The following is a 19,615-nucleotide window of genomic DNA, read 5'->3' on the forward strand; positions in this document are numbered from 1 at the left end:
GGGCTTGCTGATTAATTATCAAAGTATTGATAAGTAAAGGCTAAAGCCTTTTTGAGGTCGAAAAAAGTGCCTGGTTTTCAGCTTTTTATGGTCATGCATGGAGCGTATTTTAGGCAAAAGTTGGGCAGAGAAATCATTCTTACAGTTCTTACTCCTACCTACTCTAAATTCCCCTAACTCCTGTCTCCTAGCCCCAGCAAAAATACTTTTTCAGCAAACCCTAAGTAATTAACACAGATTGAATAATTTTTTTGATAATTAGCACCCCAGTTATTGTTAATTATTCTTATTTTTACCGAAAAATTCTGGGTATGCGCCTCCCCTTTTAAGGGGATAAAAAAAGATAATATTTCAGATTTCAAGCCTCTTGCTTTTCTAGGTCATGCTGCGCAAACAGCTACAAGTACTGATAACTGATAACTGATAACTGATAACTGAAATGACCTCTCCCCTACTCCCCCGCAATGCGAATCAGATTTATTTGTTTCCCATTAATTAGGGTTTGCTCAATAAAGCTAAAAGTCAGGATAGCTAAGCTAATAGAGCTTTTTATACTCAGTTTATCTCCAATTTTATGGCTCTTATTTGTCTCAAAATACTGAAATTTTCTGCTGAAATTCAAGAAAATTTCTTCACATAAAATGGCCGAAACCGTTGCCTGTTCCCCCACAAATTGACCCGTCCCCGTGTCTCCGCGTCCCCGTGTCCTACCCCCACCAACCAATTTTTTCAGCAGAACCTATCCCCCACTCCCCTACTCAACAAAATGTAGAAAAATTTTTGAGAAATGGTATTAAATATTTAGGAGCGATTATAACTTAGAAGAACCAGACGGACATCTATCAACAGATTCAAAATCATCTAGTGCTGTTGACGAAGGTTTGTCAGTTGCACAAATCATTGCTTGGGTACGGCTATCTTTAAGGTAGACTATGCCAGAATAACTTTTTAATTGTCCATCTTTGGCATTAGCAGTAGATATGACATAAGGACCAGAATTGATTCTGCTAATATCGTATGAATAATTTGCAGTTTCTAACTGGATACCTAATCCTAAATCAGAGATGTTATCTGAAAATTCACCGTTTTGTGCATAATAAGCTTGTTGCCCTTTATTGATTGCACTAATATACATTCTTGCCTCTGATTGTTTGGCTTTAATTGCCTCATTTAGAAACAAGGGTAAAGCGATGAGACTTAACACAAAAATTAACCCAATAAAACCAACGAAAATCCCAGCAATAATTCCACCTGCTTTTGATCGTTGCCTCTGATAAACTACAGTACCTGCTATCATGTCATGGAGAGCTTGCTTTTTCTTCGTAAATGCTGCCATGATATAACCAATCATCAGAAGTATAAAGGAAAGCCACTTGGCAAAATATCTAGCAGTTGCTCTACCAAAGGTCAGGCTGTTATCATTTTTATCGGTGACAACTAACCCTATTGCCATTTTGCCTAGAGTTGCTTGTTTCGCAGAACTTTCCATAATGGCATAGTATAGCCAATTCCAAATAATACCCAGGAAAAAAACCAGGACGCTGGCATCTTCGCTAGTGCCACCAGCAAGTCCGTAGAAAACTACTAATAATATCATGTCCGAAGGCAATCGTTTGTGTAAAAGTTAGCGTGGATATCTACAGGAAATTTAAGTTTTTTTCTTGCCTTCCGGAGCTGTTGCCTTCCGGAGCTGTTGCCTATTTACTATACAAGACCGATGCTACCGGACATGATATAAACCACCAAGAAGACTGCCACCGATATATAGAATAACTCCATCTATGAAAGCCGCTGCAAATCTATTCCAGAAACTAGCATATTCTGTTATTGACATTTTTTGCCTCCTAATTTTTTTCGATTACTATAGCGCTACGCTTTTTTTCTACTGCTATAAATTATGTTGTATAAGTTTATCGATCTAATTTACCAATCAAATTGAGAACTTATTGGTAATGATAATTTTTATAGGACTTATATTATGTCCGGATAATAGCGTGATCAAAAAACTTTATCCCTTCTAATCTTTTCTTCCCTTCTGCCTTCCTTCCTCCAAAGTGTAAGTATTCCACCGGACATGATATTACGCATGAGGTAGGAAAAATGAGGATTTGAGATGGCTTTCCTGTGGGTCGCTTCGGACGAAAATAGGTTGTACTGCGTAATACCAAATTCAAAAAAGGTCGCTACAGTATTAATCTCAAAACTCCTACCAACAGAATAAAGCACTGTAACAGTATTTTTTGAAAATGGTCTAATATCATGTCCGGATAATAGCGTGATCAAAAAACCTTCTCCCTTTGAACCAATATTCCCTTCTGTCCTCAGCATAGCTGCCTTCTGCCTTCCTTCCAGCAAAGTCTAATAACCGGAAATGATATAAGTACTATTTTAGCTAAAATGAACAATCTAGAGAATATTTTGCAGCGTTGCTGGATTGAAGTATGAATGTGCGATTGTTTTGTTCTGGTCAAGCCCCCTAAACCCCCCCCAATATGGGGGACTTTGAGAGTTTTATTTCCCCAATTTAGGGGGCTAGGGGGGCAAAATCATACCCAGAATCAGCAACGCCTATTTTGCATATCTATGAAATATCAAAACCACTATTTGATGATATCTAGGTCCAGTTTCCTCATCAGATAAATTGACCAAAATTGCCCTGTTCTGATACGATCTATTAATATTGTAATCATCTTATTTTAGAGGTTATTAAAATGTTAGGAGAAGAAAAAATAGCACTAACATTAAAAATTAATGGAGTGCCACATCAGCTAAATATAGAACCTCGTGTGACATTATTAGATGCACTGCGAGAATATTTAGGTTTAACAGGAACAAAAAAAGGATGCGATCGCGGAGAATGTGGAGCTTGCACGGTATTAGTCGATGGAAAACGAATTAATGCTTGTATGACTCTGGCAGTAATGCAAATGGGAAAGTCAATTATTACTATTGAGGGTTTAGCAGAAGAAAATGGACAACTACACCCAGTGCAAACAGCTTTCATTGAGCATGATGCTTTTCAATGTGGTTATTGCACTCCCGGTCAAATAGTTTCCGCAGTAGGTTTACTAGCAGAAACACAACCAAAGTCAGATCGAGAAATTCGGGAAGGTATGAGTGGCAACCTCTGTCGTTGTGGTGCTTATCATCATATCGTTGCAGCAGTTCGTGAAGTAGTGGAGAAAACAGAAAATGCAGCCATTTAGTTATGCCAGAGTTAATGAAGAAAATAAGGCTATAACCACAGTCTCTGAGGATGAGACTATATCTTTTATTGCTGGTGGTACAGACTTAATAGGTTTAATTAAAGATGGCGTACAAACACCAAAGCAAGTTGTAGATATCAACCCTCTACCTTTAGACTCAGTGGAAGTTGATGCTGACAACAACCTCCGCATCGGTGCTTTGGTAACATTGAGTGATGTTGCTCGTTATCCCACAGTGAAAAATTCCTATCCTGTTATTTCAGAGGCAATATTAGAAAGTGCTTCTCCTCAACTGCGGAATATGGCAACAGTGGGAGGAAATTTGTTACAGCGTACCCGTTGTAATTATTTTCGCGACCCGGTTTTCCCTTGCAACCGTCGTATTCCAGGTACGAGTTGTCCTGCGATGGAAGGTTACAATAGAATGCACGCTATTTTGGGTACGAGCGAACATTGCATCGCCACTCACCCTTCAGACTTGGCAGTAGCATTAGTTGCTTTAGATGCAGTAGTTTGTATTCAGGGTAAAACTGCACAACGTCGAGTGCCGATAAATGATTTTTATCTGTTGCCAGGGGAAACACCTCACCGAGAAAATGTTTTAGAGCATGGAGAATTAATAATTGCTGTGGAAGTACCTGCTGTTTCCTGGTTTAGTAACTCCTACTATCTAAAAGTACGCGATCGCGCCAATTATGAATTTGCCCTAGTTTCTGTAGCTCTTGCTCTGGAAGTTGAGCAAAATATTATCAAGTCTGCACGACTAGCATTAGGAGGAGTTGGTACAAAACCTTGGCGTTCCCAGGAAGCAGAAACAGCATTGGAAGGAAAACCGATAAATGATGCAACTTTTTCTAAGGCAGCAGAAGCAGCTTTGACACAAGCAAAACCACAACAACATAACCAGTTTAAAATTGAACTAGCTAAACGTGCTATTATTCGTGCGCTGTCAACTGTATTACTTAGGAGTCAGGAGTCAGGAGTCAGGAGTCAGGAGGGAAGAAAGAAGAAGAAACAGGAGTAGAAAGAGAAAATTTTTTGTTTGCTGGCGTACAACGCATCCTATCTCCTGGGTCGAAGCTGCACTAAGGTCATAAAGGGCACAAACGTTAACGGTTTTGCTTCGCGAAACGCAAAAAAAACGGCGTTGGTAAATTAGTGTATGATATTAATCTTAATTACTTAGGAGTCAGTCCTCAGGAGTCAGGAGTCAGGAGGTAAGAAAGAAGAAGAAACAGGAATAGAAGGAGAAAGTTTTTTGCTAGGGTAAAGGTCACGGAGTTCTATAGCGCTCTTCTCCGGACATGATATCATATCTCAAATTACCAATGCCCGAAAAAAAACTAACTATTACGAACCTATTTTCAGTAAATGAAACAGGAGTCAGGAGTCAGGAGGGAAGAAACAATAAGAAACCCCCAGTAGAAGGAGAAAATTTTTTGTTGAGCTAGCGCACAACTTTCTTGTCGGAATGCTACCGCAAACGTTAACGCTTTTGCTTCACTAAAGGCAAAAAAATAACTATTACGAACTATTTAAGTAAACACCAAACATGAATAAAGTTATCGGAAAACCCATCAACCGTGTAGACGGAAAACTTAAAGTTACAGGTGGCGCACGTTATACCGCTGATATGCCAGTTGAAAATTTGACTTACGGCGTATTAATAGAAAGCACCATTGCTAAAGGCAAAATTACCAAGCTCGAAACTACCGCAGCAGAAACCGCCCCCGGAGTATTGGCAGTCATTACCCACCGCAACGTTCCCAAATTTAATCAAATTACCTTTTTTCCTGGCGGACAAAGTCTCCCCATTCTCCAGGATGAGAATATCTATTATCAAGGACAGCACATTGGGATAGTAGTGGCAAAAACTTTAGAGCAAGCTCAATATGCAGCTACCTTAGTTAAAGTTGAATATCAAACCGAACAACCAACAATAGATATAGATGAAGCACTCCAACAAGGATACGATCCAGAAAGAATTTTTCTGGGGATGTTACCCGCTCACTCACTCCGGGGCGATATTACCTCCGGGCATTCCCAAGCAGAGATATTAGTCGAAAAAACCTACAGCACTCCGATGGAAAACCATAACCCCATCGAACCCTCAGCAACTACCGCAGTTTGGGAAGACGACCGCCTCACTCTCTACGAAACAACTCAAGGAGTTTGTTCTGCACAAGAAGCGATGGCTAAAGTTTTCGACATTCCCCCAGAAAACATCCGAGTCATTTCTGAATTTCTCGGCGGTGGGTTTGGTTGTAAAGCATTTGTTTGGTCTCACGCTATTCTGGCTACTCTGGCGGCGCGTTATGTGAAGCACCCAGTTAAACTCGTACTTACCCGCGCTCAAATGTATACCTCTGTCGGATATCGCGCCCCCACCCGCCAACATCTGACCCTCGGCGCAACTAAAGACGGTAAACTTAGACTCATCAAACACATCGGCGAAACTATAACGTCACCCTTTGACGAATTTACCGAACCCGTAGCAATGGCAACAAATATGATGTATAGCTGCCCCAACGTTGATACCAACTATCGCCTTGGCCGTATCAATGCTGGCACTCCCACTTTTATGCGGGCACCAGGGGAAGCACCGGGAATGTTTGCCTTAGAGTCAGCAATGGATGAACTTAGTTACGCTCTAGAGTTAGACCCCATCGAACTCCGAGTCCGCAACCATGCAGATGTAGACCCTGCTACCGGGCATCCATGGTCCAGTAAATCTCTCAAAGAATGTTATCAGCGAGGAGCAGAAATATTTGGCTGGAAACACCGCAACCCCAAACCAGGGTCTATGAGTGACGGCGAAAGTCTAATTGGTTGGGGCATGGCCAGTGCTACTTTTCCTGCTAACAGTTTTCCTGCTACTGCTAAAGTAACTATATATAATAGTGGGGAAATATTGGTCGAAAGTGCTACACACGACTTAGGTACAGGAACTTATACTGTGATGACACAGGTTACTGCCGAAGTTTTAGGCGTATCTGTGGAGAAGGTAGAATTTAAACTTGGCGACACTAAATTATCCAAAGCGCCACTTACCGGAAATTCTACTACAGCTAGTAGTGTGGGTACGGCAGTACAAGCAGCAGCAATGAAAGCTAGGAGTAAAGTGGTAGAGATGGCAATTTCTGATTCTGACTCACCCCTTTATCAGGCAAAACCGGAGGAGGTAATTTTTGAGTCTGGGAAATTATTGTTGAAAAATAATCCTGTGGTCGGGGAAAGTTATCAGGAAATTCTCACTCGTCATAGTTTAGAAAATATTGAAGCGGTTGGTGATAATGTATCGAAACAGCAACAGCAGGAATATGCCAAATATTCTTTTGGAGCAACTTTTGTGGAGGTGCGAGTAGACCGTTTGTTGGGAGAAGTACGAGTGACACGGTGTGTTGGTGTTTATGGTGCTGGACGCATTCTCAATGCTAAGACTGCCCGCAGTCAAATGATTGGCGGTATTACTTGGGGTATTGGTATGGCGTTGATGGAGCATACGGTAATGTCTCCCCACTATGGACGTATTCTGAATCATAATCTTTCAGATTATTTGATTCCTGTCCAGCTAGATGTGCCTGATATTCAGGTGCAGTTTGTGGAGGAGGAAGACCCCTATGTTAATGCTCTGGGAACTAAGGGTATTGGGGAACTTTCTATCGTGGGAGTTGCAGCAGCGATCGCTAATGCTGTTTATCATGCCACAGGTAAGCGTATTCGAGATTTACCTATTACTCCAGATAAGTTATTAGAATAGGGTTGAAGGGAGGAGTCAGGAGTCAGTAGGGGGGAATGGCATTCGCTCGTACAGGAGTCAGGAGGGAAAAATAAGGAAGAAGTGGTAGTGCATTGCATTATTTTTTTACGAGGTACAGCAGTGGGAGCATCTTGCTCCCGTGCCAAGCATCCCTTGTTCCTTGTATACCATTACTATGCAGGACTACCAGACAGGGAAATATTTTTCTCACTGTTCTCTGTTACCTACTATAATTTTCACTTGAAAAACTGAAAGTAAATAAATTATGATACACAAATCATCAACTGCTTTTACTTTTACGGAAAAATTGTGGTTTAAAGCCTCCCCTTAAAAGGAGAGGCTTCAAGGCGCGAATTATTTAATTATTAATTATTAATTAGGGCTTGCTGATTAAATATCAAAGCATTAACTGATATTGGTTGTAGCATTTTTTGGTCTAAAAAAGTGTCAGTTTTTCGGTAGTAAGAGCTGCATAAAGCTAGGATTTTGGGATGATTATGGCAGAAAAATTAAGGGACAATTTTCCGACTACTTCTTCTATAATTCCCATTTATCCTGTCTTCTCCTCCTGGGAGGGGGAGGGGCGAGGGGTGGGTTGTCTCCTGTCTCCTATCTCCTGCCTCCTGTCTCCTGTCTCCTACCCCTACCAACAGACTTTCCATACGCAAACCCTAATTATTAATTGTTGAACTTACTTCCTTTGTTATTTTTGGTGTTTTCATGTTACCAATTATTCCACCTCCGAAAGGGTTCAGAATATTTTATTTGCCTAACAGCGACCTCCTATTAGTTTACCGTCCAAACGGTATGACATACTTACTTATATTCTCAATTATCTGCTGTTTTATCTGGATATTATTTTGTTTTTTTATTGCTACATTGCTAATAAGTTCATTTATCCTGACTCAAGATTATGTGATTAGTATTTTAACTTTTCTATTTTTTTTCATCCCTTTAGTTTTGTATTTTTTTGCTGCTAAAATATTCAATCAAATCTATATAATTCTCTATTTTTTTCTAGGAAAATTAAGTTTTGACTTTAGATTCAATTGCTTAATTTTTACCAAAGATATAGGTATTTTAACAAATGAAATACAAGAAATTAAACGGTCAAAAATTCAATATGTACAACAAGTCAAAACCAGTGGTTTTAAAGGCAATAGATTTGCATCATGGGGCTTATTAATCAAAACAGCAAATCGAGAGTATAATGTTCTTTCCTATCAATCTTATGACAAAACTAAATGGCTAGGTAATGTTATTGCTGCGTGGGCTAAAGTTAAGTACCTGCCATTATCGAAGGAGTCAGGAGTCAGGAGTCAGGAGTCAGAATTCAGAATTAATCGAAAAAATTATAAAATAGGACGGCAATTTTAATAGTTTAAATTTTTATAGCTGTCCATATAAAATTTATCAAACTGCCAAAATATATAGCATCAGTAAAAAGAAAAAAGGAAGAAGTTTGATTATTGATATTTGATTGTTTCTCCTGCGGAGTGCTACTTCATTAATGGATAATTGATAATTGATAATTACCTCTTCCTAAAAGGGAGAGGATTGACAAATAAGGAAAAAATTTATTCTCTTGGTCGATGGTCGGACAGCGCAGGAAACCTGCGCTATCCCACCCTTCGGGAAGCTGCGAAGATCGACCGCTTCTTTCCCCTTGAAAGGGGAGGCGGAATTAGCCGAATTGTTTAATTATTTAATTATTTAATTATTAATTATTCGGTAAACAACTGTTTTATAGTAAGCATTCAGCTGTCAGCTATTAGCTATCAGTTATGAATGTTGGGAAAGGCAAAAGGAACTTTTGAAATTGAGAAATAATAAAAAGTTAATGCCAAAATCTCTTTCCCCAACCTGATAAGTAATTATTAATTGCTGTTTGGGTAGCATTCCAAAGAAATAGCTAACTGCTAATAGCTGTTTGCGCAGCAGTCCGCAGGAAATGCTTACGTTCCATAAGTCCTAATAGTAATGGTAGTTGCTATACATAAAAGGTCTAAAACTCTTACCAAATAATTGTTAATTATTAATTATTAATTGTTGAACCCCCTGTTGTCTGTTCCCTAAATTTTTTATTAATGAAAGAATTACAAGACATTATTGCAAGTTACGCCAAACTCAAAAACTCTAGTGAAACCCTCGCCCTCGCCACTATTGTCAAAGTTGCGGGTTCAACATATCGCCGAGCTGGGGCACGAATGTTGATGACTGCTAAAGGTGAAATGGTCGGTTCCCTCAGTGGTGGTTGTCTCGAAGGTGATGTTTTGGAACAAGGGCAAGAGGTAATGAGTTCCGGTAAGTATCGCCTTGTTACCTACGACACAACTTCTGAAGCAGATATTATCTGGGGTTTAGGAATGGGTTGTCAGGGAATAGTTGATATATTCATCGAACCTCTATCCGGTGAAAACGGAATAGACTTAATGTCATTTTTTGCTGACTGTCTTCAGCATAGGCAACCAGGAGTTTTAGTTACAGTATTTAGAAGTAAAACTGCGGAGCAATATCATTTGATGTTATCTCCCGATGGTAATTTTACTACTAAAATAACTGATAATTCCCTCGTTCAACTATTAGTAGATCGTGCCAAAACAGCTCAGAGTTCGGGTAAGTCATGTCAAATATCTATTAATAATATAGAAGCTTTTATTGAGGTCATTCATCCACCCCTATCTCTAGTAATATTTGGTGCTGGTCACGATGCCATACCTGTAACATCTTTTGCCAAACAATTAGGATGGTATGTCACAGTATTAGACTGTCGTTCTACCTATGCCACATCTACTAGATTTCCAGAAGCAAATTCTATAGTTATTTCCGAATATGAAAAACTACCAAAATCTGTAATTTTAGATGAAAAAACTGTAGTAGTTGTAATGACTCATAACTATCTTTATGATTTGACAATTCTCAAAAATATTTTACCTTTGCCCTTACGTTATTTAGGAATACTAGGACCCCGCAGAAGAACAGAAAAATTATTAGCAGAAATTCCCATAGATGAGCAATACAAAAAATGTTTATATGCTCCAGTCGGTCTAGATATTGGTGCTGATAATCCCCAAGAAATTGCTTTAGCAATTATTGCAGAAATTCAAGCAGTAATTTCTAACCGTTCAGCAGGTTTTTTACGCTATCGTAACCTACCAATTCATAGTCAAAATAATGAATAAATCTATAGGAATTATAATTTTAGCTGCTGGTGCATCAACTCGCTTGGGTCAGCCCAAACAATTGTTGATTTACAAAGGGAATAGTTTGATTTTCAATACTGTTGAAATTGCTGTTAATTCTGGTTGTTCGCCAATTATTGTAGTGCTTGGTGCTTATGGCAATCTAATACTTCCTGAGATTAGTAATTTTCCAGTAAAAATTGTCGAAAATTCTGATTGGCAGGAGGGAATGAATACTTCAATCAGAGCTGGTATTAATACTTTGCAAACTACTCAAGAAATTATAGAAGCAGTAATAATAATGGTTTGCGACCAGCCTTTTTTATCTACTAACTTAATCCAGAAAATGATTGATATTTATTATTTAAAATCAAATCCAATAGTTGCTTCTGAATATTCTGGTGTTGTAGGAGTTCCGGCTTTATTTAGTTCTAGTCTTTTTCCAGAAATTCTTAACTTAAAAACAGACAAAGGTGCTAAACAAATAATCAATAAATATGCTTGTCAAGTAGCAACAGTTGATTTTCCTAGAGGAGAAATAGATATTGATACTTTTGCTGATTATGAAAGATTAAAAATTCTCTAAGAAGGGAGTGGGGAATAGGGGAGTAGGGGAGTGGGAGGACCCACCCCTAACCCCTCCGGTGGAGGGGAATATGGGTTTCTAAATTCCCTTCCCTTCTGACTCCTGACTCCTGATATCAAATCCGTTGGCTTCGGAGTAATATAATTCTGTTGATAGTCATACAATCGGTAAGGGCGAATGGCCATTCGCCCCTACAGTATAGAACCCCTAAGCGTATCTTCATAAATATTAAATTTTTCTAGCTAGGAGACAGGAGACAGGAGACAGGAGGGAAGAGGGAAGAGGGAAGAGGGAAGATGTGGGGAGAAATAATACAAAAAATTCAACACTCCTTTTCAGATTTTTCCTCACTCATTGATGGGCGAAAAGACTTGGCTACCATAATTATATAGATCTCAAATGGGTTCTATAGACTCTTATCTTTAAAGACTGAATAACACCGATGCTACCGGATTTGATATGACTCCCGGATTATTATATTATTTGTAAAATTATTCACTCAAATTCGGATAATTATGAATACTCAAAACCATCTTCGTAACCTCCAACATCAAACAATTCTTGAACGGGCTAAATATCCAAAAAATCAAGGAAAAACCAACCCTATAGACCGCTATCAAATAGGAGATAACCCCTCATGTGGCGATCGCATTGAACTGACAATAAAATTCAGTCAAAAAAAGCAAATTATAGAAGATATAAAATTTCAAGGAAAAGGTTGTGCCTTAAGCATTGCTTCCGCAGATTTAATGGCAGAAATATTGTTAGGAAAAACTAGAGAAGAAGCATTAGAAATAACAGAACAATTTCGTCAAATGCTCAAAGGAGAAATTAGTCTTTCCGATAATTTACCAAAGCTAAATATATTTCAAGGAGTTGCCCAATTTCCCATCAGAATTAAATGTGTTTTACTAAGCTGGCACACCCTGAAAAAAGCGCTAGAATCACTAAATTAAAGCATTCAGCAGTTCAGCAATCAGCGGTCAGCTTTTTTTACAACTGTTTGCTACAAATAGCTAGGCTATTTATTAGGAGTCAGGAGTCAGAATGAATAGCTTTGATCCAATTTTTTAGGTCGTAATTTATCTTTTTAGTTAAAAGAACATTTTCTGTAGATTCTTTTCATTGCCCTTATTATTAATAACATTATTTTTTTAGGTAGTCCTGCATGGTAATGGTGAGGATATATATTTTTTAATTTTTCCCACACTCCCGATCTCCCCACATTCCCCTCCACCGGAGGGGTGCGCGGGTGGGTCCCCATCTCCCCACACTTCCTTTACCATTACTAGCACCACCACCTTTTTTTAAATCGGTATTATTCTGAAAATCCCTAAAATGTGCTTGAATAGAATGTAAGCATTTCCTACGGAATGCTGCGCAAACAACTATTAGCTGTTAGCTATCAGCAACAAGACTCTCTCCTTTAAGGACAGTGTTTAAATTAACAACTGACTTTAAAGGCAAGGGAGCCAATTTTTGTAGTAAGACAATTAATAAAGCTTTTATCCTAAATTAAAAGCAATAGCTGAAGTTCGCAGTTCCTCCGGAGGAGGCTAGCTGATAGCTGACGGCTGAATGCTTACAATAGAATAGCAACTAAATCTAGTAATAAACATATATGGCCACCAGATTAATTAAACTAGAAGATGGGATTTTAGTTGAAGCAGAAGTTCCAGACAATGAAGCTAAACCAATTTCTACTAATGTTATTAAAAAAGTTAAATCTAGTTTTGCTAAAGTTAAACCTATATTAATAAATATTAGTCGCCCAATTACTGAGGCTTGGCAAGAAATTAACAAAGATATGGAAATTGAACAAGCTGAGGTGGAAGTTAATCTTAACTTTGAAGGGGAAGGTAATCTATATATTCCAAAAGGAACAACTGGTACAAATTTAAAAGTTAAATTAGTGCTTAAACCGAAAAAATCATACCAAATCTCTCTTAAAAAAGTAGATTAAAAAGCTAAGAATAATTCAACAAATAAAGGGCTATATTGGCTACTTTAGACATTTATTTCTATGCAATTTTTACTCTACTATCATAGAAGGATTTAGAACAATCTATTGTTTTAGTTACCAGTACTATTGACAAATAAAGCAAATGTTATTGGTACTGGGTTTCCTTTTTATCGGGAGCAAAATTATACTGATTTTCTAACTTTTGCCCATGTTGTTGAAAATGTGGGTAGAAAAGAGAATGTATTGGTAAATAATATTCCCTCGAATATTCCCTTGCTATAACAAGGCTATAACAAGATAAAAGTTAATATCATTGCCACATTAGAAAAGTCATTAATAGCAAATATTTCCCCATAAATCTGTCTAATTTGATTACTTTACCTAATTTACTTAGGGATATGATGAATCATGTTGAGATACCACGCCTAACTGTAGACTCTTCGCGGAGCAAAATGTGCCTCTGACTTCCAGGGAAAAGTATTAACTATTATTGTGCTAGAAATGGGGAAAATGAAAGATATACTAACAAAACAAGCCTGGTTTTCCAATGTCCAAAAAGATTTATTAGCAGGCGCTGTAGTCGCTTTAGCCTTAATTCCTGAAGCCATTGGTTTTTCTATTATTGCTGGTGTCGATCCGAAAGTAGGGTTGTATGCTTCATTTTGTATTGCTATTGTGACAGCTTTTTTGGGTGGGCGACCGGGAATGATTTCCGCAGCAACCGGAGCTATGGCGTTGCTGATGACAAACTTAGTTAAAGATTATGGTTTAAATTATCTATTCGCAACCACTATTCTCACAGGTATCCTGCAAATTTTTCTAGGATGGATTAAGTTAGGAAATCAAATGAGATTTGTTCCTAGAGCAGTCATGTTAGGATTTGTCAATGCTCTGGCAATATTAATTTTTGATGCTCAACTAACTCAGTTTGAAGATGCTTCTATCTGGGTTTATATAATGGTGGCAGCAGGATTAGGCATTATTTACGGGTTGCCTCGCATCACTAAGGCAATACCTTCTCCTTTAGTTGCTATTGTTGTTATCACTGGGTTCGCACTAACTACGGGATTAGACATACCCACTGTAGGAGACATGGGAACATTGCCTGATGCTCTACCTAGTTTTGCCCTACCAATAGTACCGCTCAACTTTGAAACCCTCGATATTATTCTGCCTTATGCTTTAGCACTTTCTTTAGTGGGGTTACTAGAATCATTCTTAACAGCTAATGTTATTGATGACCTCACCGATACTTCTAGTGATAAAAATCAGGAAGCAGTAGGACAAGGAATTGCTAATATTGTCGCCGGATGTTTTGGTGGAATGGCGGGATGTGCGATGATCGGTCAGTCGATGATTAATATTGGGTCTGGTGGACGGACGCGACTCTCGTCTCTGAGTGCAGGCATTTTTCTGTTTGTTTGTATTATTCTGCTCAATAATTGGGTGGCGCGTATTCCAATGGCGGCTTTAGTTGCAGTAATGATTATGGTGTCTATAAGCACCTTCCATTGGGATTCTATTCGCAATCTTCGTCGAGTTCCCAAGAGTGAAACAGCGGTGATGATGACAACTGTGTTTATGACAGTTTTAACTCATAACTTAGCTATTGGAGTAGTTGTTGGGGTGGCGTTGAGTGCAATTTTCTTCAGTCGTAAAATTGCTGCGCTGATTTTCGTTGACTCTTATTTAAAAGAAAATGGTGTGGAGCGTATTTACAGCGTTAATGGTCAAGTATTTTTTGTGTCTGTGGAAAATTTTCTCAACACCTTTGATTTTCGCGAACATATAGAATCTGTGACTATTGACCTAACTCATGCTCATTTATGGGATCAATCTGCTGTAGATGCAGTAGATAAGGTTGTATTACGTTTTCGCAGACGGGGTATTAAAGTACATTTAATTGGTTTGAATGAGGCGAGTGCAACTTTATTAGACCGTTTGACTACTCATTCTAGTAAACAAACAATTTTTAAAGAGGGACGGGTTATTCATTAGATATAGCGCTGTGCGCAGGCAACAGGCAATAGGCAACAGGCAACAGGCAACAGGGGGAATAAAAAGCTGATCAGATAAAACTTTTGGCGTTGCACAGCGACGAATGATTTGAGATTTTTGATTGAATTGGATTGTGGATTAATCAATTGCTAGAATGATTAATTAATGGTTATTTTTAGTCAAAGTCTAAACTAATTTTTGGCAATATCATTCCATAATGTGCAACCCCAAACTTTTAGCTATTGGACAGTTCCTGTAATTTGTAAATATGCCAGCACACATTGCTATATCTCTGGAAAAGAGGGAGTAGGGGAACGTGGAGAGATGAAGAGATCGAGAAAGATTTGGCAATGGCGCAAAGATGGAATATTTTTTTAGACCGAACCTGAGCGGACATGATATAATATTAAACCTCATTAATTAGCCATAATAAATGAGCTATCTTTAGTCATCTAAAGATGACTTCTGCTTTGATCCAAGCGGATGACATAGCTTTTTCTTCGGAGTAATATAACTCTGTCGTCGTCATACAATGGTTAGGGGCGAATGCCATTCGCCCCTACAATATGGACTCTTATCTTTAAATACTGAATAACACTGATGCTACCGGATTTGATATAACCGGATTTGATATAACCTGTTAATTGAACGCTATAGTGTTTCTCAGCCTAATGAGGTACACCTATCTTTAACTTGTATTCTATTCCCTTTTCCCTTTTCCCTGTTCCCTAAAACCAAGGAATACCCGTACCTCATCAACATGGGAATTGCTATATAGCAGTGTGCGCTGGTATATTTACAAATTGCAGGAGGTGCCCAATCGCTAAAAGTCTTATATTATTCCAACGGAGATGCTGCGCAAACGGCAATTTATTCCCCCAAATGAGCTGTTGCCTTCCGGAGCTGTTGCCTGCGCACAGCGCTATAATTGCCATATTAGCCTGAATATGATAGGGTGGAGAAACTCCGATTAAATCAGCTATATTTTTACATCAAAACCAATGGAAATAGGAATTGCTATATTTGGTGCAGGTCGTTGGGGAACTCACCTAATTCGTAACTTCTGCAATCATCCTCAATCTCGTGTTATTGCCATAGTAGACCCTAACCTAGAACAGTTACAAGCAGTTCAAAAACGCTTGCAATTGGACCAAGATATCGCATTATTAGAAGATTGGACAGAAGCTTTAGAGTTACCAGGAATAGAAGCAGTGGCGATCGCTACTCCTGCTTCTACCCACTACGAAATTATTAGTGCTGCTCTCAAAAAAAGCTATCATGTTCTTTCGGAAAAACCTTTGACTCTTGAATATTCAGAGTCAGTGGAATTATGCAAATTAGCTGAACAACAACAACGTCAACTTTTTATCGATCATACTTATTTATTTAATCCAGTTGTCCAAAGTGGTCAAGCTATTGTAGCAGAAGGTAAATTAGGAGAGTTACGCTATGGGTATGCTACACGCACTCATATTGAACCTGTGCGTCCAGATGTAGATGCTCTCTGGGATTTAGCAATTCACGATATCTGTATTTTGAACAGTTGGCTAAACCAAAAACCTGTGGAGGTACAAGCAAATGGTACGGTTTGGCTACCCCAACAACCCCCACAATCAGATTTAGTTATGGCTAAACTGACTTATCCTAGTGGTTTTCAAGCTTTTTTACATTTATGTTGGCTAAATCCTGATAAACAACGTCGTTTAGGAGTAGTAGGTACTCAAGGAACATTGATTTTTGATGAAATGTCAGCAGATGCACCTTTAGTTATTCAGCATGGTCATTTAGAAGAGCAAAATAATCGCTGGAAAGCAGTAGATGTCAGTAGGGAAGTTCTAGCGATCGCCAAAGCTGAACCTTTAGCTCAAGTATGCAATGAATTTTTAAATTGTATTCGTCAGAATACTGCTTCACAAATTTCTTCTGGTTGGGTGGGTGCTGAATTAGTGGGAATTTTATGCGCTTTAAATAATTCTCTTGAGCAAGGAGGAAAAATAGTCCAATGCAATCGTTCTTAAAATCTTAAATTTTGACTATTCAAACTAAAGAAACTGGATAACAAAAAAATAGATTAAGTGAATGATTTTTGGTGTTGGTGACTTGAGGTATGATATGATGTTTGGATAAGAGTGCTAATAAAAAACTTTCTCTTCTACTACTCTTTCTTCTTATTTCTGCCCTCCTGACTCCTGACCCCTGACCCCTGACCCCTGACCCCTGACCCCTGACTCCTGACTCCTAAATAATTTAAGATTAATATCATACACTCACTCAGCAACCCCTGATTTTTTTACTGCTTTAGTAATTTCGGCATTGGTAATTTGAGGTATGATATCATGTCCGGAGAAGAGCGCTATAGAACTCCGTGACCTTTACCCTAGCAAAAAACTTTCTCCTTCTATTCCTCTTTCTTCTTCTTTCTTCTCTCCTGACTCCTGACTCCTGACTCCTGACTCCTAAGTAATTAAGATTAATATCATACACGCGCTTTACCAACGCCGTAATTTCTTGTATTTTTTGCAACCTTTAATACCAATTTGATCAACGTTTGTTACAAATAGTAGAGACGTTGCATGCAACGTCCGTACGAAAGAAGGAAGAAGCAAGAAGGAAGAAGGAATAAATATTGAAAAAAAAAGGGAAAACGAGAGATATAACCATCTAAAATTAACTGGAGAAGTTATTTTTAAGCAGATCTGATCGAGATGTACTTTTTATAGCATTCTTTTTTCAAACTGGTATAATTCACTCTGAGAATTTAATTGAATTTAAGTTTGAATACCTTGTTTTTCTTTAATTGGCAGAATAATATCAACTGTAGTTCCTCGGTTTACTCCCTCACTATAGAGATTAATACTGCCATTCATCATTTCCATCAGACTGCGAGAAATAGCTAATCCTAATCCATTTCCTCCAAACTTACGGGTTTTTGTTCCGTCTACCATCACAAAAGCCTGAAATAGTTTATCTTGTTGTTCTGGATTAATACCAATTCCGGTATCTTCAATCTTAACTAAAACCTGGTCTTCTTTCCCACCATAATTATCAGATAAATTATTTGTACTTTCAGCAACAATTGAATTATTGTATTCTTGGCCAAGATAAATATTAATACTTCCTTTTTCCGTAAACTTAATTGCATTGCTGATCACATTTTCAAACACTTGCTTCAACTTTTCTTGGTCAGCGTTAACAATTATTGCTTGTTCAGGAATATTTAGTTTCAATAATAAAGATTTTTGTTCAATGTCTTCTCTAAATGAATCTATTGTTTCGTGTAATAATTTGATAATATCGACATCCTTCAAATATATCGATAAAGTTCCTGAATCAATTTTACGAATATCTAGGATATCATCAATAATTCTTAGTAAATGAATAGCAGAATCATTAGCTTGTTTCAAAAATTCCATTTCTTCTTCTTTCGTGTCACAAAATCCATCATAAATCAATTGAATAGAGCCAATGATTCCATTGAGCGGAGTTCTTAATTCATGAGAAATATTAGCCAAAAATTCGCTTTTTAACTGGTTAGCAACTTGAGCCTCTTTAGAAGTTATTTCTAATTGATCTGCCCATCTTTTAAGCCTATATACCATACTCTCTAATGCAATTGCTAATTGATTAAATTCACGAATTATTAGACTTCTAGGCACTTTATTGGGAGAGTCTAAATCATTGACAGCAAGAGCATAATCTCTAAGTTTTTCCAAAGGACGAGCTAAATCGCGAGCCAAATAAATAGTTGCGATAACACTAGCACCAACTAAACCAAAAATCAGAATAATTAGAACTTTTTGAACTTGTCTAAGACCAGATAAAGCAAAGTCTATAGGTGTAATAGCTAAAACAATCCACTTTTGATCATCATCACGGTCTACAGGACTAGAAGTTGGTGCATATCCTACTAAAAATTCATCATCTGCTGATAATTTGAGTCCCAATAATTCAGGCAATATCTTTTTAAATTCATCAATAAATTCTCTCAGAGGATTACTATTACTCTTTTTTGAAATATCTATTTCTTCAAAAGAGAATATGTGGATAAAATCTTTTCTACCTTCCTGTGCATTTCTGATAATATGTTTTAGCCTTTCTGCATCTGGTCCATCAGAAATATTGCGCCCTACTCTATCAGAATCTGGACTAGCTAATATTGTACCTTGATAGTCGAGCACTACAGTTGAACCTGTCAGTGAACCTCTTGTGCGATTTGTTTGCATTGGTAAATCTGACTTAATGCTTAAGGCATAACGCAATTGTCTTTCACTACCTTCAGCAACATATACTGGTACACTCAAACCTAAGCTAACTTGTTTTTTCTGAGCAACCCTATCATCACTTGAGAAACTATCCGAGTTTAACTGTTCTGGCCATATATAACTTATATCAACATTAGACTTCTCTCTAATTAGCTGTCTCTGCTGCGCAGGCCATATATTTAGTGATGGGGAATTTATTGATTCATCATCACAAGTATTAGCTATAATCTCAGAAGTTTGTAAGTTACTCAATTGAACGCATCTTACCTGAGTCGGTAACATTTGGTATAACTGCTCAATATATTTTTGATACTCTTGAGTTTGACCAGATTGAAATACATAACTTTCGCTAGCATTAATTAGATTAGATTCTAAAGATTTAGCCCAAAGTTGAATATCTTCGGCCTTTCTGTCTGCGCTTTCTTTCAGATTTTGACGAGCAGTGTCTAAAAGTGTAGAACGTGCTTTTCTGTAGATGATATACTGTCCTAGTATTAATACTGGTACAGTAAGTAGTAAAATTCGCGACAGCAGAATCCTACGAAAGGAGGATTGAACTTGCTTAATCATAAGATTTTTTTACTTAAGCTGCAACTTGCAGTAATTTTGACAATTATTTGTGTTTTTACTTCTGAGAATCTCCGAAAACTATAATTAT

General features: G+C 37.8%; 15 protein-coding genes. 11 read left to right on the top strand and 4 right to left on the bottom strand.

The genetic code is table 11. From position 1 onward, the window contains the following. Positions 1-811: 811 nt before the first annotated feature. Together F6K23_RS03530 and F6K23_RS03535 are read right to left on the bottom strand one after the other, a co-directional pair. Complete coding sequence (locus tag F6K23_RS03530) at positions 812-1,597, bottom strand: type IV pilin-like G/H family protein (protein WP_293150625.1); 786 nt, start codon at positions 1,595-1,597, stop codon at positions 812-814. Positions 1,598-1,998: 401 nt separating this feature from the next. Then, the gene (locus tag F6K23_RS03535; protein ID WP_293150628.1) at positions 1,999-2,328 is read right to left on the bottom strand and encodes a hypothetical protein; all 330 of its coding nucleotides are present in this window, start codon (positions 2,326-2,328) and stop codon (positions 1,999-2,001) included. Between the two features lie 383 nt (positions 2,329-2,711). On the opposite strand from F6K23_RS03535, the gene F6K23_RS03540 reads away from it, so the two are divergent. The 7 genes from F6K23_RS03540 (at position 2,712) to sufU (ending at position 11,690) form a co-directional block, all read left to right on the top strand. Then, a complete protein-coding gene (locus F6K23_RS03540; RefSeq protein WP_293150631.1) occupies positions 2,712-3,206 on the top strand; it encodes a (2Fe-2S)-binding protein in 495 nt (164 codons plus the stop codon). Then, on the top strand, positions 3,193-4,230 hold the full coding sequence (locus F6K23_RS03545; RefSeq protein ID WP_293150634.1) for a xanthine dehydrogenase family protein subunit M: 1,038 nt from the start codon (positions 3,193-3,195) through the stop codon (positions 4,228-4,230). Before F6K23_RS03540 ends, F6K23_RS03545 begins: the two co-directional genes overlap by 14 nt. A 528-nt stretch (positions 4,231-4,758) precedes the next feature. Further along, on the top strand, positions 4,759-6,966 hold the full coding sequence (locus F6K23_RS03550; protein WP_293150637.1) for a xanthine dehydrogenase family protein molybdopterin-binding subunit: 2,208 nt from the start codon (positions 4,759-4,761) through the stop codon (positions 6,964-6,966). Between the two features lie 807 nt (positions 6,967-7,773). Beyond that, positions 7,774-8,343, top strand: coding sequence for a hypothetical protein (locus F6K23_RS03555; RefSeq protein WP_293150640.1), 570 nt, complete (start codon positions 7,774-7,776; stop codon positions 8,341-8,343). A gap of 710 nt (positions 8,344-9,053) precedes the next feature. Next, positions 9,054-10,148, top strand: coding sequence for an XdhC family protein (locus F6K23_RS03560; protein WP_293150642.1), 1,095 nt, complete (start codon positions 9,054-9,056; stop codon positions 10,146-10,148). Continuing rightward, a complete protein-coding gene (locus F6K23_RS03565; RefSeq protein WP_293150644.1) occupies positions 10,141-10,734 on the top strand; it encodes a nucleotidyltransferase family protein in 594 nt (197 codons plus the stop codon). Before F6K23_RS03560 ends, F6K23_RS03565 begins: the two co-directional genes overlap by 8 nt. 515 nt (positions 10,735-11,249) lie before the next feature. Beyond that, positions 11,250-11,690, top strand: coding sequence for a Fe-S cluster assembly sulfur transfer protein SufU (gene sufU, locus F6K23_RS03570; protein WP_293150646.1), 441 nt, complete (start codon positions 11,250-11,252; stop codon positions 11,688-11,690). A gap of 198 nt (positions 11,691-11,888) precedes the next feature. Here the strand turns inward: sufU and F6K23_RS03575 are convergent, their stop codons facing one another. Then, positions 11,889-12,020: a hypothetical protein gene (locus F6K23_RS03575; RefSeq protein WP_293150648.1), complete on the bottom strand. Its 132-nt coding sequence runs from the start codon at positions 12,018-12,020 to the stop codon at positions 11,889-11,891. A 335-nt stretch (positions 12,021-12,355) separates the two neighbouring features. Here F6K23_RS03575 and F6K23_RS03580 point away from each other — a divergent pair, with 335 nt between their 5' ends. The 4 genes from F6K23_RS03580 (at position 12,356) to F6K23_RS03595 (ending at position 16,713) form a co-directional block, all read left to right on the top strand. Beyond that, positions 12,356-12,697 (top strand): CU044_2847 family protein, encoded by a 342-nt coding sequence (locus F6K23_RS03580; protein ID WP_293150649.1) that lies wholly within the window; start codon positions 12,356-12,358, stop codon positions 12,695-12,697. A 126-nt stretch (positions 12,698-12,823) separates the two neighbouring features. Further along, the gene (locus F6K23_RS03585; protein WP_293150651.1) at positions 12,824-12,979 is read left to right on the top strand and encodes a hypothetical protein; all 156 of its coding nucleotides are present in this window, start codon (positions 12,824-12,826) and stop codon (positions 12,977-12,979) included. A 228-nt stretch (positions 12,980-13,207) separates the two neighbouring features. Beyond that, positions 13,208-14,695 (top strand): SulP family inorganic anion transporter, encoded by a 1,488-nt coding sequence (locus F6K23_RS03590; RefSeq protein ID WP_293150653.1) that lies wholly within the window; start codon positions 13,208-13,210, stop codon positions 14,693-14,695. A gap of 1,001 nt (positions 14,696-15,696) precedes the next feature. After that, positions 15,697-16,713 carry a Gfo/Idh/MocA family protein gene (locus F6K23_RS03595; protein ID WP_293150655.1) on the top strand — a complete coding sequence of 339 codons (1,017 nt, stop codon included), beginning with the start codon at positions 15,697-15,699 and terminating at the stop codon, positions 16,711-16,713. 750 nt (positions 16,714-17,463) lie between these two features. Here the strand turns inward: F6K23_RS03595 and F6K23_RS03600 are convergent. Continuing rightward, positions 17,464-19,527, bottom strand: a complete 2,064-nt coding sequence (locus tag F6K23_RS03600; protein ID WP_293150657.1) for an ATP-binding protein — start codon at positions 19,525-19,527, stop codon at positions 17,464-17,466. Positions 19,528-19,615 lie beyond the last annotated feature (88 nt).

The sequence above is a fragment of the Okeania sp. SIO2C9 genome (genome assembly GCF_010672455.1).
Taxonomy (GTDB): domain Bacteria; phylum Cyanobacteriota; class Cyanobacteriia; order Cyanobacteriales; family Microcoleaceae; genus Okeania.

What these genes read in the sequence shown, in the direction of transcription:
- F6K23_RS03530 (WP_293150625.1), bottom strand. Translation starts at nt 1,597, where the DNA reads ATGATATTATTAGTAGTTTTCTACGGACTTGCTGGTGGCACTAGCGAA.
- F6K23_RS03535 (WP_293150628.1), bottom strand. Translation starts at nt 2,328, where the DNA reads ATGCTGAGGACAGAAGGGAATATTGGTTCAAAGGGAGAAGGTTTTTTG.
- F6K23_RS03540 (WP_293150631.1), top strand. Translation starts at nt 2,712, where the DNA reads ATGTTAGGAGAAGAAAAAATAGCACTAACATTAAAAATTAATGGAGTG.
- F6K23_RS03545 (WP_293150634.1), top strand. Translation starts at nt 3,193, where the DNA reads ATGCAGCCATTTAGTTATGCCAGAGTTAATGAAGAAAATAAGGCTATA.
- F6K23_RS03550 (WP_293150637.1), top strand. Translation starts at nt 4,759, where the DNA reads ATGAATAAAGTTATCGGAAAACCCATCAACCGTGTAGACGGAAAACTT.
- F6K23_RS03555 (WP_293150640.1), top strand. Translation starts at nt 7,774, where the DNA reads ATGACATACTTACTTATATTCTCAATTATCTGCTGTTTTATCTGGATA.
- F6K23_RS03560 (WP_293150642.1), top strand. Translation starts at nt 9,054, where the DNA reads ATGAAAGAATTACAAGACATTATTGCAAGTTACGCCAAACTCAAAAAC.
- F6K23_RS03565 (WP_293150644.1), top strand. Translation starts at nt 10,141, where the DNA reads ATGAATAAATCTATAGGAATTATAATTTTAGCTGCTGGTGCATCAACT.
- sufU (WP_293150646.1), top strand. Translation starts at nt 11,250, where the DNA reads ATGAATACTCAAAACCATCTTCGTAACCTCCAACATCAAACAATTCTT.
- F6K23_RS03575 (WP_293150648.1), bottom strand. Translation starts at nt 12,020, where the DNA reads ATGGTAAAGGAAGTGTGGGGAGATGGGGACCCACCCGCGCACCCCTCC.
- F6K23_RS03580 (WP_293150649.1), top strand. Translation starts at nt 12,356, where the DNA reads ATGGCCACCAGATTAATTAAACTAGAAGATGGGATTTTAGTTGAAGCA.
- F6K23_RS03590 (WP_293150653.1), top strand. Translation starts at nt 13,208, where the DNA reads ATGAAAGATATACTAACAAAACAAGCCTGGTTTTCCAATGTCCAAAAA.
- F6K23_RS03595 (WP_293150655.1), top strand. Translation starts at nt 15,697, where the DNA reads ATGGAAATAGGAATTGCTATATTTGGTGCAGGTCGTTGGGGAACTCAC.
- F6K23_RS03600 (WP_293150657.1), bottom strand. Translation starts at nt 19,527, where the DNA reads ATGATTAAGCAAGTTCAATCCTCCTTTCGTAGGATTCTGCTGTCGCGA.